The sequence below is a fragment of the bacterium genome (assembly GCA_035505375.1).
Lineage (GTDB): Bacteria > Hydrothermota > Tepidihabitantia > Tepidihabitantales > Tepidihabitantaceae > UBA2258.
Genome location: DATJQV010000081.1, coordinates 175,809 through 192,087, shown reverse-complemented (window position 1 = coordinate 192,087; position 16,279 = coordinate 175,809). Strand labels below are relative to the sequence as shown.

General features: G+C 60.4%; 16 protein-coding genes. 10 read left to right on the top strand and 6 right to left on the bottom strand.

Annotation, left to right across the window (positions count from 1 at the left end; translation table 11 throughout):
* Positions 1 to 61: 61 nt before the first annotated feature.
* From VMH22_13910 to VMH22_13900, 3 genes are read left to right on the top strand one after another with little or no spacing between them, the layout of a single operon-like run.
* Positions 62 to 1,834, top strand: a complete 1,773-nt coding sequence (locus VMH22_13910) for an AIPR family protein (GenBank protein HTW92782.1) — start codon at positions 62 to 64, stop codon at positions 1,832 to 1,834.
* A gap of 16 nt (positions 1,835 to 1,850) precedes the next feature.
* A complete protein-coding gene (locus VMH22_13905) occupies positions 1,851 to 3,008 on the top strand; it encodes a ribokinase (GenBank protein ID HTW92781.1) in 1,158 nt (385 codons plus the stop codon).
* 3 nt (positions 3,009 to 3,011) lie between these two features.
* Positions 3,012 to 3,644: a transaldolase family protein gene (locus tag VMH22_13900; protein HTW92780.1), complete on the top strand. Its 633-nt coding sequence runs from the start codon at positions 3,012 to 3,014 to the stop codon at positions 3,642 to 3,644.
* 106 nt (positions 3,645 to 3,750) lie between these two features.
* Here VMH22_13900 and VMH22_13895 read toward each other — a convergent pair whose 3' ends face one another.
* The 3 genes from VMH22_13895 to VMH22_13885 form a co-directional block, all read right to left on the bottom strand.
* Complete coding sequence (locus tag VMH22_13895) at positions 3,751 to 4,536, bottom strand: PrsW family glutamic-type intramembrane protease (protein HTW92779.1); 786 nt, start codon at positions 4,534 to 4,536, stop codon at positions 3,751 to 3,753.
* An 88-nt stretch (positions 4,537 to 4,624) separates the two neighbouring features.
* The gene (locus tag VMH22_13890; protein ID HTW92778.1) at positions 4,625 to 5,269 is read right to left on the bottom strand and encodes a hypothetical protein; all 645 of its coding nucleotides are present in this window, start codon (positions 5,267 to 5,269) and stop codon (positions 4,625 to 4,627) included.
* A gap of 558 nt (positions 5,270 to 5,827) precedes the next feature.
* Positions 5,828 to 6,616, bottom strand: a complete 789-nt coding sequence (locus VMH22_13885; protein ID HTW92777.1) for a right-handed parallel beta-helix repeat-containing protein — start codon at positions 6,614 to 6,616, stop codon at positions 5,828 to 5,830.
* 222 nt (positions 6,617 to 6,838) lie between these two features.
* Between VMH22_13885 and VMH22_13880 the strand changes: the two genes are divergently transcribed.
* Positions 6,839 to 7,390, top strand: coding sequence for a 2'-5' RNA ligase family protein (locus VMH22_13880; protein ID HTW92776.1), 552 nt, complete (start codon positions 6,839 to 6,841; stop codon positions 7,388 to 7,390).
* 43 nt (positions 7,391 to 7,433) lie between these two features.
* Here VMH22_13880 and VMH22_13875 read toward each other — a convergent pair whose 3' ends face one another.
* From VMH22_13875 to VMH22_13865, 3 genes are all read right to left on the bottom strand, one after another.
* Positions 7,434 to 7,802, bottom strand: coding sequence for an Ig-like domain-containing protein (locus tag VMH22_13875; GenBank protein ID HTW92775.1), 369 nt, complete (start codon positions 7,800 to 7,802; stop codon positions 7,434 to 7,436).
* Complete coding sequence (locus VMH22_13870; protein ID HTW92774.1) at positions 7,799 to 8,155, bottom strand: hypothetical protein; 357 nt, start codon at positions 8,153 to 8,155, stop codon at positions 7,799 to 7,801. The genes VMH22_13875 and VMH22_13870 overlap by 4 nt, the downstream gene beginning before the upstream one ends.
* 79 nt (positions 8,156 to 8,234) lie before the next feature.
* The gene (locus VMH22_13865) at positions 8,235 to 9,161 is read right to left on the bottom strand and encodes a diacylglycerol kinase family protein (GenBank protein HTW92773.1); all 927 of its coding nucleotides are present in this window, start codon (positions 9,159 to 9,161) and stop codon (positions 8,235 to 8,237) included.
* Positions 9,162 to 9,390: 229 nt separating this feature from the next.
* Between VMH22_13865 and VMH22_13860 the strand changes: the two genes are divergently transcribed.
* The 6 genes from VMH22_13860 to VMH22_13835 all read left to right on the top strand — a co-directional run bounded on the left by VMH22_13860 (position 9,391) and on the right by VMH22_13835 (position 16,035).
* Positions 9,391 to 9,939, top strand: a complete 549-nt coding sequence (locus VMH22_13860; GenBank protein ID HTW92772.1) for a YkgJ family cysteine cluster protein — start codon at positions 9,391 to 9,393, stop codon at positions 9,937 to 9,939.
* A complete protein-coding gene (locus VMH22_13855) occupies positions 9,932 to 11,215 on the top strand; it encodes a hypothetical protein (GenBank protein HTW92771.1) in 1,284 nt (427 codons plus the stop codon). The genes VMH22_13860 and VMH22_13855 overlap by 8 nt, the downstream gene beginning before the upstream one ends.
* A 9-nt stretch (positions 11,216 to 11,224) precedes the next feature.
* On the top strand, positions 11,225 to 12,508 hold the full coding sequence (locus tag VMH22_13850; protein HTW92770.1) for a hypothetical protein: 1,284 nt from the start codon (positions 11,225 to 11,227) through the stop codon (positions 12,506 to 12,508).
* A 9-nt stretch (positions 12,509 to 12,517) separates the two neighbouring features.
* Entirely contained in the window at positions 12,518 to 13,822 is a 1,305-nt protein-coding gene (locus VMH22_13845; protein HTW92769.1) for a hypothetical protein, read from the top strand.
* A gap of 9 nt (positions 13,823 to 13,831) precedes the next feature.
* Positions 13,832 to 15,250, top strand: coding sequence for a hypothetical protein (locus tag VMH22_13840; protein ID HTW92768.1), 1,419 nt, complete (start codon positions 13,832 to 13,834; stop codon positions 15,248 to 15,250).
* 647 nt (positions 15,251 to 15,897) lie between these two features.
* The gene (locus VMH22_13835) at positions 15,898 to 16,035 is read left to right on the top strand and encodes a hypothetical protein (GenBank protein HTW92767.1); all 138 of its coding nucleotides are present in this window, start codon (positions 15,898 to 15,900) and stop codon (positions 16,033 to 16,035) included.
* Positions 16,036 to 16,279 lie beyond the last annotated feature (244 nt).

The following is a 16,279-nucleotide window of genomic DNA, read 5'->3' as shown; positions in this document are numbered from 1 at the left end:
GGCCTAGGTCGCCGCAACGATGGATCCACAAGACTAGAAACTGGCCGCAGGTGGAGGACGCATGATTGTCACGCAGAGAGAACTCGACCAAACCTTCAAAGAACACTCAGTTCACTATGGTGGCGTGAAAGAGGACTACTTCGCAGTTCTCTACCTGATGAGGGAGTATGGTTACCAATCGGTCGAGGAGGTAGCCTGTCAGGTGGCATTCGGTGGCGATGACTACGGCTTCGACGCGTTTCATCTCGACATGACAAGACGGAATCTCTATCTGTTCCAATTCAAGTGGTCGGAGAATCACACTCTGTTCAGAGAATCGTTCAGGCGTCTGATCTCAGCAGGCATTCAACGCATATTCGGTGACCCGCTTCAGGACGAGAGACAGAATCCTCTTGTCGGACAACTCAAGTCGGCCATTATCGAGAACAAGGCTATTGTGGATCGCGTCATCGTTCAGTTCGTCTTCAACGGGGACGCGAGGGCTGCTGAGAACAGCCCTACGCTTACCGCCTTACGTGAGGAACTTGAAGACAAACGGCACGTCGTGAACGGATTCTTTGGGAGAGAGGTGGAATTCTTCACCCAGTTCGCTTCGAACCAGACCAAGAAGAAGTGGACCCCGCCTGTCCAAAAACTCCACAGGTACGATGTCGACATGCCCTGGCATGGAGAATGCGTCGGCCCCGCGGGAGAGCGCCTTCATGTGGGCACAGTCAGACTGATGGATCTCTATCGCATGTATCGTGAGATGGGGTTTAGGTTCTTCGAGAGGAACATTCGAGCGGGTCTGTCACCGGAATCGCGCCCAAATCGTGCCCTTAGAGCAGCGTTTCGGGACATTGTCCTTGCCGAGAGGGACGAGCCCAGCGTCTTTGCGTTCAACCACAACGGTGTCGCCCTGGCGGTCGAGGCTCTCGAGGTCGCCGATCGTCGGGCGACCATTGTGGAGCCCCGCCTTCTGAATGGTGCGCAGACTATCACGAGCTTGGCGAAGTTCGTTGATGACAACAAAGACAATGCGGCGCTTGTTAGTAACCGCAGCCGCCTTGAGGACGTACACGTCATCGCGAAGTTCATATCGGCTGCCTCGCGTGACTTTGTGGTGAACGTGACTGTCAGAAACAACCAGCAGAACCCGGTTGAGCCGTGGCATCTCAGGGCAAACGACGACATTCAGCTCGCCATACAAGAGAAGCTCAGGGACGACCTCCGTCTCTTCTACGAAAGACAGGAGGAGTCATTCGAGAGTCTGTCGGATTCCGAGCTCGAGGACCAGGGGTACGACGTCACTGTTGGCAGGGCCGTTGATATCAAGAAGCTGGCGCAGACGTTTCTTGCCATACAGGGGCAGACCGACCGGATGTCTCGGCTCAGGGATGTCTTTGGCGAGGAGAAACAGTATTCGGACTGTTTCCGCAAGTGCTACCTAGAGGCGGACAGCAGGAAGATCATTCTGCTATACAAGGTGCAGTTGAAACTGAATAGCGTCGTGCAGGAAATCGTGAAACGAGGCGAGAACAAGTACGACTACATGGGTCGAGCACGCAATCTCATTTGGGCGCTCGTGGTGCAGGGCGTGCTCAACGCGGACGACCTTGACGACCTAACTAACAGCTACGGCAACGACCTAGTCGTTCGGGGGAACTACCTCGATCGGCTCAAGCAAGTCGCTTCAACCCGCGTGAGATTCATCGTCGCTGAAGCTGTGAACAACAATGACGATCAGACGAGGCTCGCCCAAGAGAGCTATAGTTTCTTGCGGACTAATGCCATGTTTGACAGGTGCATGAACGTTGCTCGACGGAGATTCCAGTGGGAGAAGCTGCCGCTATAGTCCTGCTGGCGACGAGATGAAAGGCGACCGGCCTCGCGTTCTGGTTGTCGGGAGCTTCGTGACCGACCTCATGTTTAGAGTGAAGCACCGGCCCGGACCGGGCGAGACGATGCTGGCCGAAGACTTCGGTATGTTCCTCGGCGGCAAGGGGTTCAACCAGGCGGTCGGAGCGAGGCGACTGGGCGCTGACGTGTGCATCGTCGGTCGGGTCGGCCGCGACCCGTTCGGTGACATGTTCGTCGCCAAGCTGGAGCAGGAAGGAATCTGCCTGAGTGGCGTGACCCGCGACCCTGAGGCGGGAACCGCGATTGCCACGCCGGTCGTGGACGAGAACGGGCAGAACAGCATCATCGCCGCGCCGCGGGCCAACATGCGCGTGACGCCCGAGGATGTGCTCGCGGTAGAGGAGCAGATTGCCCTCGCCGACATCCTGATGCTCCAGTTCGAGATACCGTTGGCAGCGTCGCGGCGTGCCGCCGAGATTGCCCGGAAGCACGGAACACTGGTGCTGCTCGACCCTGCGCCGGTGAGGCATGGAGGACAGGAAGAATCCAGAATCCAGAATCCAGAGTCCAGGGTCCAGAATTGCGGGGATTCACCACAAAGACACGAAGACACAAAGGCGGACGGAGAAACCAGAGACCAGAAACCAGAAACTAGAAACCAGAATTGCGGAGACGGATTTCACCACCAAGACGCAAAGGCACCAAGTCAGACAGAAGGGGGCAGAAGCCAGAGTTCCAGAACGGAGATGCCGGAACACTCGACCACGAGACCACTGGACGACTTCTACTTTGACTACCTTGTGCCCAACGAAATCGAAGCCCACATGCTGACCGGCAGGATGACGCCGGAGGAAGCGGCGGCTGTGCTTCTGCCCGAGACGCGGCAGGGCGTGGTTATCTCACTCGGCGAAGAAGGCGCGCTGGCAGTTGACCGCGCCGCGCTGACCCGGTTCCCGGCGCACAAGGTGAACGTCGTGGACACGACCGGCGCTGGGGATGCGTTCCGCGCCGGATTGGCGGTGAGAATTGCCGAGGGTGCCAGCCTTGATGAAGCTGTGCGATTCGCCAACGCCTGCGGCGCTCTCGCCTGCACCATCATGGGCGCTGAACCATCCATGCCAAGGCGGGATCATGTCGAACGTTTCTTGACCCGAACCGAAAAGGAGTGAGCAGTGGGACTATTCCTGGATAGCGCGAAGATTGAGGAAGTAAGGCGGGCGGTCGAGCTCGGGTTTCTTTCGGGCGTGACCACGAACCCGACCATCATGGCGAAGGTGAAGGGGCAGCCGAAAGACATCATTCGGCAGATCTGCGCACTTGCGCCTGGGCCGGTGTTCTATCAGGTGACGGCAAAGACGCCGGAAGAGCGGGAGCGCGAGGGCAGGGAGTTCTTCGACATCTGCCGCGAGAAGGTCGTGCTGAAGATACCTGCCACAACCGAGAACCTGGCTTTGATGGCGAAGCTCTCACGGGACACTCCGTGTGCCGCTACCGCTGTCTACAGCGGAGCTCAGACTCTCGTCGCCTGCGAAGCGGGCGCTCGCTACGTGATTCCCTATGTGAACCGGGCTACGCGGTTACTTGGTGACGGGAACAAGCTGGTGGCCGAGATGGCGGCGGTGCTCAGGACGTCCGACAGATGTGTTGAGATACTGGCCGCGAGTATCAAGTCGGCCGATGAGGCCACGCAGGCCGTAGTGGCCGGGGCGAATCATCTGACGCTACCGCTGGACATACTGCTCAGTCTCGGCAATCACCCACTGTCGGATGCGGCTATCGAGGAGTTTTCGCGGGCGGGTCAGTAGTTTCGGGATTCACCACAAAGACACCAAGACACAAAGAGGAAGCGATGAAACCGGAAAGGCTGAACCGGGAGGCCGGAACCGGAATTCATCCTTCATCCCTCCGCCTTCATCCCTTCTGCGGTGGCTTTGTGTCTTGTAGGTTGTCCGTATGTTCTTCGGTCTTCGCCTCTTCGGCCGAGTCGCGGCGAAGTGCGACTAGCTGCGGGTGTTTGTAGGGCGACTGTTCCGACAGTTTCCGAGTGGCCTTGAAGAAAATAACCCAGAATAGAACCGCCATCGTGAGCAGGCTTAGCACCATCAGCGGCCTCTTGTCGAGCGAGAAAACAATGAAGTCGTATAGCCCGTGGGCGATGACTGCCAATCCGAAACCAAGAGCGGAAAGCCAGTTGCCGACACGGTCGTTGCGCGCGAACTTGGCCTCGCCGAGGAAGTAGCCCATCAGCACGCCGTCGAAGGCGTGGCTCGGCATCGCCAGCAGCGCGCGCATCACGCCGGTTCCGGCGCCGTTTGAGAAGATGTAGATGATGTTTTCTAGGGTGGCAAAGCCGAGCGCGGCCATGACCGAGTACATTATCCCGTCATAGGGTTCGTCGAACTCGGGCCGGTGGTAGGCGTAGAACCGGACGACAATGAACTTCGCGCCCTCTTCGACCAGGCCGACGATAATCATCGCGCCGAGGAAGGCATGGAGCAGGCTGGGGGTGCTTGAGCGCCAGCCGGTGAGCTTCTGAAGCGAGAGCGACGTGATTGCCGCGGGAACCAGTGAGGCGGCGCCCAGCGCGAACGTTACCAGCAGGACACCGATGGGTTCTCTTCGGTACTTGTCGCGGAGGTAGAAGAAGAGGAACAGGGCGACGGCCGGGGCGATGGCGAGGACGAGTAGTCCGACCATCAGGACGATTCAGAATTCAGAAACCAGAAGGCAGAATTCAGAAGTCTGGGCGGACAATCGGAAATCGACAAGCGGAAATCGAAAATGACTAGACGATGGGTTCGAAAAGATACTCTGCCCGGCCGGCGGGCGGTCGCTTGCGCAGGAATGTCACTTGGAAGGAAATCGGGCCGGCGTGTGCCAGCTCGAACCGGAGTCGGCCGTTTCGGAGCTGGTACTCGCCTTCGTCCAGCAAATAGGGTTTGGTCCGGGGCGGCGCGGCCTCAGCCGAAGGGTGAACGCGGCCGGGCCGGACGAAAGCTGCATAGAGCCGCGAGCGCGGCACAAGGCCGACATCGCGCACGACGACCGGCCAGCGGTTCTCAAGGAAAAGCGGCACACTATTGAAGCCGAGCGCCATGCAGTCGTCGCTGCGTCCGAGCAGTGCCCGGCCGAGCTGTGGCCGGGAACGCGAGTATGCCTGAACCGTGGCGCTTCCGTGAAGCGGGGGAAGCTGGTCGAGCCGGGTCGCGTGCGCTGCACGGCGTGGCGCTGAACGCCGGGTGTGGAAAAGCTGGCGGGTCTCTTCTACTACGCCGTCGAGATCCAGATGCTTCGTAATCAGGTCGGCCAGGGCGGCACGGCTGCGGGGGACGGAAACCTTGAGCCGGCTCCGTCTGACGAGACGCGCCAGCTCTGCGTGGGTGAAGTTGTCGAGGAGGCTGCGGGCCGGTTCGAGCCTGATGCCCTTCATGGAGTCAGTATACGAGGTGGGGCGCACCGGTCAAGCCGCGCACGGTCGCGCAGGACGGGCCCGCGCGGGAACCACTTCGCGCAGGTCATCGCACGTCCGCGTCCCGTCGACACCACCGTTTCCCTCGCGCCATACTCTGTCTGGAAACCAGCGCCCCGGCTCGGATGCCGGGGCGCTTCCAAAGGAGGGCGATGGTTCCTCGCGTATGCCGCGTGAATGTCGTGCATCTCAACCGGTCGGGATCCATCAGTCGGCCGGTTTCGATTCTGACTTGCTGTCGGCAGCGCAGTGTCGGTGTCAGACCACCGATGCTGCCGAATCAGGATAAGCCCCCCAGCGGGTCTTGTCAAGCGAACCTGACCGCAATCACTAACCATTGATAATCAGTGACTTACACAACTACTACAATGATGGGAGCATCCGGCCGGAATTGGGCGATGCAGATAGGCTGTTGAAATGCCGATGGTTAGAAACGGTAACCCCCTCCACGCCACTGCTCCTATGAGGCGGCAGTCCGGAAGTGCGGCGAATCAGCCTAAGACCTTGATGAACAGTGGCTTAGAATGCTCCGAGGTTGGTTCCACCAATCCCTGCGCCGATGCAGGGTGAGTCATTCTTGAGTCGAAAATCACCCTCTGCGTTGTCGAAGAACATCGGGTCTCGAACGATGTTGCTGTCGCCCGGAGCAACGCGGTCGAAGTCGAGCCCATTGCCAAACAGACAATTCCGTCGTACCACGAGCTTGCCTTCAGGTTGGTCTGTCACTACTCCGCGCGGGTTGAGCGCGATGATACAGTCGGTTATTACCGTGTTGGAATCGTCCCGGGCAGCGTGAATTCCGACCTCGCCATTGTCGGCAATCGTACAGTGAGTGATCTTCGCGTAGGAACGTCCTGCAAATGAGCTCAGGTAGATTCCCCGGTCGCCATTGTCGATAATCAGGCAGTGGTCGATGAACTGCTGCCCTTCTCTCACCCATATTCCGTGCGAGTCAGCGCCACGCAATGTGAAACCGGAAACCCGGTTGCTGTCGGTGCGCAACTCGATCGCCGCATACTGGTCGCTGGCATCAACGATGGTTGTGGCCGGATCGGCTCCAAGCAACGTGATGTGTCGCGTCTTTTCGACCTTCACGGGTTCGTGGTATTCACCCGGCATCACGAAAACGGTGTCGCCATCCCGGGCCGAGTCGAGCGCGGCCGTGATTGTGAGGAACCTGGTGCTGCTGTCCTGAGCGACTACCAGACGTCCAACCGGCGCGATGGAAACCGGCGGCGTGGGTTCGGTATGGACCGCGCAGGCGACGAGCGACAGTGCCAAGGCGATAGGAAAGCTAAGGCTCTTCATCCGAGAATGATTATGCGGTAACGTTCTTGTCTGTCAATCAGTGAAGGTCCGGCGGCGCGGATTCGCCAAGGACGGCCGGAACCGGTACCATTCCGCGGCTGACAGCATGCTTTCACCCGGGCACGGTGCAGTCGCCGGTTTCGAGCCCGTTTGTAGCTGCCGGCCCGGGCTTCCGTTGATTCACCTATTGCCAGAACCATATGATATTGCTACAATTACAGCGTGAAGGCGGCCCAGCATTGCGTCGTCGCTTTCCCGAAACTGGACAGCGAGGCGCAGATCCAGGACCTCAGAGAGCAGTTTCCGACCTGGTACTACCGGGTCAGGCCGTATATCCCGATGGTGCTGCCGTTCACGCCTGCCACCCTCGACGAAATCCAGAACGTTTCCGAGCACGTCGGTCGAGTCCGTCGCGACCTCCATCCGCTCGCCGTTTCCTTCACCCACTGCACCGAACACGGCGAGTCGCTTTTCTTCGAAATCCAGGATGGCCGTGACGAACTCATTCAGCTTCATGTTGCCATGACCGGCGCCGAACCGCTGTCTCTACTCGGCGGTGCGCCGGTCTACGAGCCCCAAGTCTGGCTCGGCCGCGTGACCGATCCCCGCCAGCGCGCCTACGCCTTGGCCGAGGCCAATCGTATCGGCCGTTCACTCGGCGTAATTGATGCTGTCACCTTGCTCAGAATCGAGCCGGACGAGGAACACAAACTCGTTGCTACCTTCCCCTTCGGCATCGGTCGGGTCGACTACTACGACCGATTCACGGCCTGAGCGCCGCCAGCCCCGACAAGTGCAGTTTCCCCGGGCTCAGGGCTCAGCGCCGGATGTACACCGTCACGTCGGATTCGACCTGATGCAACGCCATATCTCGGGCGTAGGCGCGGAGCTGGTAAACATGTCCCGTGTCGGCCCGGCAGTCAACCGCGACGCGGTACGTGTCGCCCTGCGGAGTGTCAATCAGGCCGAGCAAGTCGGGCCCGTTGAAGAACGCGACATCCTTCATTTGCTGGTCGTCCGTCGCCAGCACCGTCAGTTCGTAGACGCCGGCGGCGACGGTGTCGCCGTCGTGCGGGTAGACCCAACTGAGGACCGGCGGTGTCGTGTCCGGTTGCTGGGATTTGCGGTCGCAGCCCGACGGTAGGATTGCAGCCAGCGTGACTGCGGCCAACAGAGCGTACCTCATGGCGCGATTATTGCCGCATCAATGTAAGGGCTGTACTCGCGGCAGTAAAGCACTCCTGACGTATCCTCGTGGACGTTGATCGCCGCGTCGTAGTCATTTGGGTCGCTCGCCGGGACCAGTGAAGTGACGACCAGCCGGCCGACCACGGCGCCCCGCGTGATGTCGAAGGTATCGGTCGCGCCGTTCGGCGTCTGGACTCCCCAGCTATACCCGACCTCGATCTTGCGGCCATTCACGCTGAACGAGGACATTGAGACATTGAAAACCATCGAATGGGTGTTCGGTCCGGTGTTGTGGCAACCGGACGCAGCAAGCAGCGCCGCCATGGCTGCAGCGACCACGAATAGTCTCACGGTGCTATCATAGTCGACCCGCCTCCGCTGTCAAACACGATGGCCTTATCTCTCGGCGCCCGACGCCGGGCCGCAAGCGTCAGGCAACACGGATGCTGATGGCCTTGGGCAGGGCGGTCAGGCGGAAACGCCTGTAGGGTTGAGGCGAGAGCACGTCGCCGTCGAGCTCGATCTTCACCGGCTCGAGGAAATCGAGGTCCAGCTCAGGTGCGCGGAGCATCCTGACTTCCTTGAGAGTCACGTGGGTGCCGGCGACGAAGCGCGGCAGCTTCGTCAGAGCCGAGATTCGGCCCATGCTGAAGCCGATGCAGACCTCGATAAGCCCGTCGTCGGGTCTTGCCTCGGGCGCTACTTTCATCCCGCCTCCGTAGTACCGACCGTTGGCCGCGGCAATCATCAGGACGCGCTGCTCGGTCTCAAACTCGCCCGCACGAATCCGCACGAGTGGGCATTGCAGGTTACTCAGCGCTCTGATGACCGCAACCAGGTACAGCGGCAATCCGCTCAAGTGCCTTGACTTCTGCGCCTCGGCCGTGACGGTGGCGTCGAATCCGAAACCGGCCGCGTTGACGAAGTACGTTACTGCCGAAGAGGCATCGTTCGACATCTCAACTCGGATGACGTCGATTGGACGCTCCCTGCCCTCCTTGGCAACCCGGCAGGCTTCAGTCACGTCTGCAGGAATGCCGACGTTCTTCGGGAGGTCGTTGCACGAACCGACGGGGATGACAGCGAGAAGGGGTCGAGGGGTCGAGGATTCGAGCATTCTAGTGGAGGGCAGGAGGCCGGAGGCGACTTCGCGCGCGGTTCCGTCCCCGCCGACCGCGATTACCAGCTCCGAGTCACTCGCCGCCTGCGCGAGCGCGGTCGCGTGGCCGGGCGCGTTCGTCTCCATGATGGCCATATCCGGAAAGAGCCGCCTCAGCTCCTCGACTGCCCCGGCGCGCAGCTTCGCCCCTCGGGCCTTGCCCGCGACCGGATTCACGATGGTAACGACGCGCGCCATGCCTCAATCGTGCCAGCACACGCCAGCCGAGTCAAGAACCGCGCGCCGGGACTCGACCACTGGTCCACTTGACCACAGGTGCACTTCCCTCTGCCTTGACCTATTGGCTGTGTGGCGTATGATGGAGATGGTGGCGGCAATGAAAGCGCTGTACGTAGCGGATGTCGGCTTCGTCAAGCCGCAGGGGAGAATGTGGCCGAGTCGGCAAGACTCGCCGGCTAGCTGAACCATGAAACTCGAGACCGACCTTGCCCGCATACTGGAACTGGCCAAAGAGAAGGAAGCCGAGAACCAGGCGTTTCGTGTCCACATCAGACGTTGCTCTATCACTCCGGAAGAGATCGACGGCATCGTCCACCGTCTGTCGGGCATAGTCTCCTCGAAAATCGACTGCCGCACGTGTGCCAACTGCTGCCGAGAGTTGTATCCGGCGCTAAGCCGGAGAGATATTGCGCGGCTGGCGCAGGCCGTGGGTGTCACGCCGGACGTACTCGCGCACACGTACCTGAAGGAGGTTGAGGAGAAGGGGAAGTTCGTGCCCACTCAGAAGCCCTGCCCGTTTCTTCAGGACAAACTCTGCCGCTACTACCACAGCCGGCCCGAGTCCTGCGTCGACTTTCCCTTCCTGTACAGGCCGGATTTCGCCACCCATTCCGTCATGGCGCTCTGGAACCTGCCGTACTGCCCGATTGTCTACAACGTCTACGAACTCCTCAAGGCCGAAATCGCAGAGCTTGAGATGCTCCGCCGTTCCGCAAAGGAGGAAGACCTTGAATAGGATGGCAACGTTTGACTTCTGCCGGCGTCTTCAAATATCCGTGGTCGCCATTGCCACGGTCGCGACCATCTGCCGTGCAGGCTATTGGACCTTCGCACTGGTGGACAATGGGAGCATTGGGTCGTACGTGACCATTGACAAGACGAGTGACGGGACCATCTGGCTCGCCTACGAGAACCGCGATTCCGTCATCCGGCTTGCGCACGCGGACGCGGGGTGGTGGTACGAAGACTTGGATACGTCGCTCGTCCGGCCGCCTTTCTCGTTTGACATCGGGCCTGGAGATGTGATGGGCGTAGTGGGATCGGGACGACTCGCCGAACGCAGAGACTCCGTCTGGTCATCTGAGCAACTACCGATGCCCATGAGAGATGCGGCCTTAAGCTATGACCCGGCCGGTCGGCCATCGCTTACGTTCAAGGACAGCCTCTGGCGCGGGTGTCTTGGCCTGAAGACTGATTCCTCCTGGGATACGAATGTTGTCTACATGACGGATAGCAACACGTATTCCCTTACCCGCCCGGGTTGGCGCCGGAACGGCAACTGCGCACTCATTGAGGCCGACGTGTGGACCGAGGGTGGCTTGATTGACGGTTACGACGTCTCTCTCAAACGACGAGACAACGGTGTCTGGACAGACTTCGGCGGAGCGGGCGGACTCGACGGCGGCGGTTGCGGGTTTGCGGCGTTGGCTGACAGCTCCGACAGCATTCACACACTCTGGTCGGCAGGCGACCCTTACGGGACTGATGAACTTGTCTGCGATGGGGTGCGACTGGACGGTTACACTTCCATCGGCGCGGCCTGCCTGGACGGCTCCGGCCGCGTGCAGTGCGTATGGGTAGGCAACAATGCGCTGGAGTTCGACTTGCTCCATGAGCCGATACAGGTGGTCTTGAGCGGCGTCAGTATCACCTGCTGTGACATAACGACCGATTCACTTTCACAGCCCGTGATCGCATACCGCTTGAGCGACGGTTCCATTCACGTCGCCCACGGGGTGGGCGTTGCCGCACTGAGCGATGCGCCGCAGCAGTCGGCAGTCAGCAGCCTGTCGAGAATTCCCTCAGTCGTCAGGAACGTCCTGTTGCTGCGGCAGTCCTCAGGCCGCAAGCCACAAGCCGCAAGCCTGCTGGATGCGGCGGGGCGCAGAGTGGCGGAGCTGCATATAGGCGCAAACGATGTGTCGCGATTTGCGCCGGGCGTGTACTTTGTGGGAGATGGAGGAGTAGGCCACGAGCGCGCGGGAGTCAGGAGGGTCGTGGTGGTCAGGTAAGGAGATGCAATGAAAGCGTTGGTTGTCGTCGTTGCCATGACCGCATCTGTCTGTCTCGCCGGCTACTGGGAATTCGAACAGGTAGACAGCGGTAGCATTGGGTCGTACGTCGCGATTGACAAGACGAGCGACGGGACCATCTGGCTCGCGTACATTACCCGTGACTCCGCGATCAGGCTCGCCCACCGGGATTCAGTGTGGGAGTACCAAGACCTGGATACCGCCTTGGTTCGTCCCATATTCCCTTCGAATTTCCTTCGTGACAACCTCCCGTTCTCCTTCGACGTGAGCACGGACGGCGCCATCGGCGTGGTCGGACTGGGTCGGCTCGCCCAACGCAGAGATTCCGTCTGGGCGTCCGAGCGACTGCCAATGGTCATGTACGGTCTGTCCATGAGCTATGACCCGGCAGGCCGGCCGTCGCTCACTTTCAAGGACAGCTTGGGGCGCGGCTGCGTCGGCCTGAAGACAGGCCCATCCTGGGACACGAATGTCTTTTATGTCCCACAAAACTCGACGTGGGCTACTATTACCGCTCCGGCTTGGCGCCGGAATGGCAACTGCGCACTCATTGTGGCCGACTGGTGGAGCATGGGCCTGCAAGACGGTTACGAAGTCTCTTTCAAGCGAAGAGATAGCGGCGTCTGGACAGACTTCGGCGGAACGGGCGGGCTCGACGGCGAAGGAATCGGGCTTGCCGCGTTGGTTGACAGTTCCGACAGCATTCACACGTTCTGGTCGGCTGCCGACAACTACGTGGCGGACGAATTGGTCTGCGACGGCGTTGTCTTGGACGCCTGCACCAGCATCGGCGCGGCCTGCCTGGACGACTCCGGTCGCGTGCAGTGTGCATGGTGGGCCCGTGACAGCCTCCTCAAGTTCGTCCTGCTCGGGGAGCCGACACAAGTCGTCGGAGGCGCGGATCGGGTCGTCTGGTGCGACATCACGACTGACAAGTTGGCTGAGCCGGTCATAGCCTTCTGCCGAAGCGACGGCTCCATCTGGGTCGCACACGGCGTGGGCATCGTTGGATTGACCGATGAGCCGCGGGAGTCGATAGTCCGCAGTATGGCACGAGCTCCTTCAATTGTCAGGAACGTGCTGTTCCTGCCGCAGGCCTCAGACCACAAGCTCCAAGCCGCAGCCCTGCTGGATGTGGCGGGGCGCAGAGTGGCGGAGCTGCATATAGGCGCAAACGATGTGTCGCGACTTGCGCCGGGCGTGTACTTTGTGGGAGATGAAGGAGTAGGCCACGAGCGCGCGGGAGTCAGGAGGGTCGTGGTGGTCAGGTAAGGAGATGCAATGAGAGCGCTGGTCGTCGTCGTTGCCGTGACCGCATCTGTCTGTCTCGCCGGCTACTGGGAATTCGAGCAGGTCGATAGCGGGAGCATTGGGTCGTACGTGGCCATTGACAAGACGAGTGACGGGACGATCTGGCTCGCGTACCTCACCCGTGACTCCGCCATCAGGCTTGCCCACAAGGATACAGTGTGGGAGTACGAAGACTTAGACACTGCGTTTGTTCGACCCCCGTTCTCATTCGACATCGGCCCTGGAGACGTGATTGGCGTAGTGGGATCGGGACGACTCGCCGAACGCAGAGACTCCGTCTGGTCATCTGAGCAACTACCCATGCCCATGAGTGGCGTGGCTTTCAGCTATGACCTTGCCGGTCGGCCATCGCTTATGTTCAAGGATAGCCTTGGCAACGTGTGCCTCGGTCAGAGAACTGACTCGGGTTGGGACACCAGCTTGGTCATCCCTCCCGACTCCAACTACTCGGACTGGTGGATTACGTTCACCCGTCCGACCTGGTGCTGGAACGGCAATTGCGCGTTCATGGAGAGTGACGACGGGGTCATGGGTGGTTTCTTTGACTTTTACAATGTCAGTCTCTACACGCGAGACAGTGGGGTTTGGACGTCAGATACAGAGGCAGGCGGGATCCATGGCGGTGGCGGCGTCCTTGCCGCGTTGGCGGCCGACGGCTCCGACTACATTCACACATTCTGGTCGGCGATGGACCCTGTGAATGATAAACTTGTCTGCGATGGGGTGCGGCTGGACAGTGTCACTTCCATCGGCGCGGCCTGCATGAACAACCCCGCCGGCGTCCAGTGCGTGTGGGCTCGGGCAGGCCGCATCAAGTTCGCAATGCTGGGGGGAGAGACGTCGGTCGTCCGAGATTCGGTAAGTCCGGGCAGGTGCGATATCACAACTGACACGTTTAATGAACCCGTGATTGCTTACTCCGACCACGGAGCCATTTGGATAGCTCACGGTATGGGCATTTTGGGATTGAGCGATGCGCCGCGGGAACTGGGAGTCCGCAGCTTGCCGCGAACGCCCTCAGTCGTCAGGAACGTGCTGTTTGTGCCGCGAGCTGAAAACGGGGACAGTCCCTCGGAGCGGCTGCGTCCGACTCGGCGCGGTACAGTCCCCATTTTCCGCGCTGTCCTCCTGGATGCGGCGGGGCGCAAGGTCGCGGAGTTGCACTCCGGCGCGAATGATGTGTCGCGACTTGCGCCCGGCGTGTATTTCGTGAGGGAGCGGGGAGAGATGAGTAGTGAGCAAGAAGACGTTAGGAGGATTGTCGTCGTAAAGTAAGGAGGAGTCTTGAGGTTCTGCATCATAGTTTTGATTCTCTGCGCTTTAGTCCCACCCCACGCGGCAGCGCAGGGCTGGACCGGGCCGTTCCTCTTGGGCGACAGCATCGGCGGCATCAAGCCGTCGGCCTGCAAGGAATGGGTGTTCGGTGACACGACGTGCATGGTCTGGCAGTCCTTCGCCAGTGGCGTCCGCTGGGAAGTGTTCGGTCAGCTCTGTTCATTCACTGACGGCAACGGGTGGGGGCCTGCTACACTAATCTCCGGAAACCTGGCTGCAGTCAACCCTGCCGTCGCCTGCGTTAATGACGCGTCTTCGGGCAGGCCTGTTTTCTGCTGCGTCTGGGAGCACCCCGCCGGTACGGCTGATATCTACGCGCAATTCGACACGGCCGGACAGGCGTGGAGTTCACGGGTTCTGGTCGGTTCCGGCAAAACTGCCGGCGTCGATTCGACGTGGCCGCAGGTGATGGCCATCAGACACGGCAGCCCGTACGACACGGCCTGGGTGACTTGGACCTGTCAGGATACGGACGGCTGGCACATCGACTATTCGTTCAACGGCGGTGATTCGTGGACGACGCAGCGGGCTGCGGTGGTCCAGGTCGACACGATTCGCCACGCGCGGCTCGGCCGCGGCTACCACGGGCTCTACTATGGTTGCCCGCTGCTCGTCTGGGAGACACACGGCGACATCTTCTACAGCGAGTACGTAAGTGGGTCCTGGCTGACGCCGCAGGAGGTCGCGCACTCGGCGGCGCTGGACCGCAATCCCGATGTGATAAGCTACGGCCCGACGCCGGTCGCTTTGGGACCATGGATTACATGGGAATCGACGCGCGACGGCGACACGGCTGTCTACGGCACAGCGATGGACACGTTCTCGGTCGGACGACGGTGGTGCGACTCAAGCGGAGCCGGCAGCAACTTCACGCCCTGCGGAACTCCGGCCGAGTACACGACCGAGTCCTGGAATCAGGCTGCGGTGGCGTGGGTGTCGAACCGGAACGGAGGTTCTGATATCTACTCGCGGACAATGTTCTCGAGCCAGGACGTTCCGGTGTGCATCGACTCCGCGCGGAAGACCAACCCGACCATGACCACAGTCGGTGTTACCGAACACTGGTGCATATGGCAGAGCAGTGACCAGCAGATCTGGGGCAGCTATCTGTGCGCCTCAGGGGTAGAAGAGAGCCTCAAGCCACAAGCCTCAAGCCGCAAGCCGGCCACGACGGTCGTTCGCGGAGCGCTGTTCCTTCCGGAAGCCGCAAGCTGCAAGCCACAAGCCGCAAGCCTGCTGGACGTGAGCGGGCGGAAGGTGATGGGCCTGATGGCGGGCGCGAATGACGTGAGCCGCCTCAGCCCCGGCGTGTACTTCGTGCGAGAAGCTCAAGCGCAAGCTGTCCGAAAGGTGGTCCTGACGCGCTAGAGCGCGGCCTCAACAGCACCGGTCGGGACTGGCTCCGCTGCTCGCCAGAAGGCTCCATAGATTGTTCGTCCAAGAGCTTGCTGGATGGCTTCCTGCATTCCTGGTGTCTATATACCGCCGCAAGCTGCCGTCCTTGGAATGATCAAGGCCATGGTCAGCGCCCAATCAGCCGACACGCTGCATACCCGTCTTCAAACTACTCAGCAAACCACTCAGCAAACCACTCGGTAATTCACTAGGTAATTCACTCGGCGAGTCACTCGGCGTGTCACTAGGCAAGTCACTTGCCGACTCACTAGACGAGTCACTGGGTAAGTCACTCGGCAACTCACTGGGCAAGTAACTGGGCATGTCACTTACCATGTCAGTCGGTAAGTCACCAGGCGAGTCACTCGCCCAGTCACTCGGTGACTCACCAGGCAAGTGACTCGGTAAGTCACTCGGTAAGTGACTGGGGGAGTCACTGGGGGAGTGACTGGGGGAATCACTGGGGGAGTGACTTACCGAGTGCTGGCGCGGGTGACTCTGCATGCCAATTATCACCTTAAATATCAATAGCTTATGCTTGTTGATAGCGCCAGTTGATGGATGGAATACGCTCTGGTACTATGGCGTTGCAACAAGCAAGACACGAATGGAGGAACGATATGACTGACCAGAAGAAGAGAGCGGTCCGCTCGAAGGCTAGGTACAACCTGAAACGAGTCGGGGAGACGCTTGGCGACCTGTGCGAAGACTTGGCCGTGCGCTACGAAGCAACCATTCCCCGGGTATGCGCCATGTAGACCAAGGGCGAAGCGGTCATCAACGCCTGCGGGGTCTCGACGCAATGCCTTCCGATCCCGCCGTCTGAATCCTGCAACCTGCCAACTGGAAACTGGTAACTCGCGCCGTGGGCGCGTCAGGTCCTGGCCAAGATACGGACGTCTTCGACCTAGCTTGGCCGAAGTCGTAGGGACGTCTGCTGTCTGGCGCTGGCGCGTCCCGGGCGAAGAGAGATTACTTGACTCGTCTAACATGGCCGGGCCA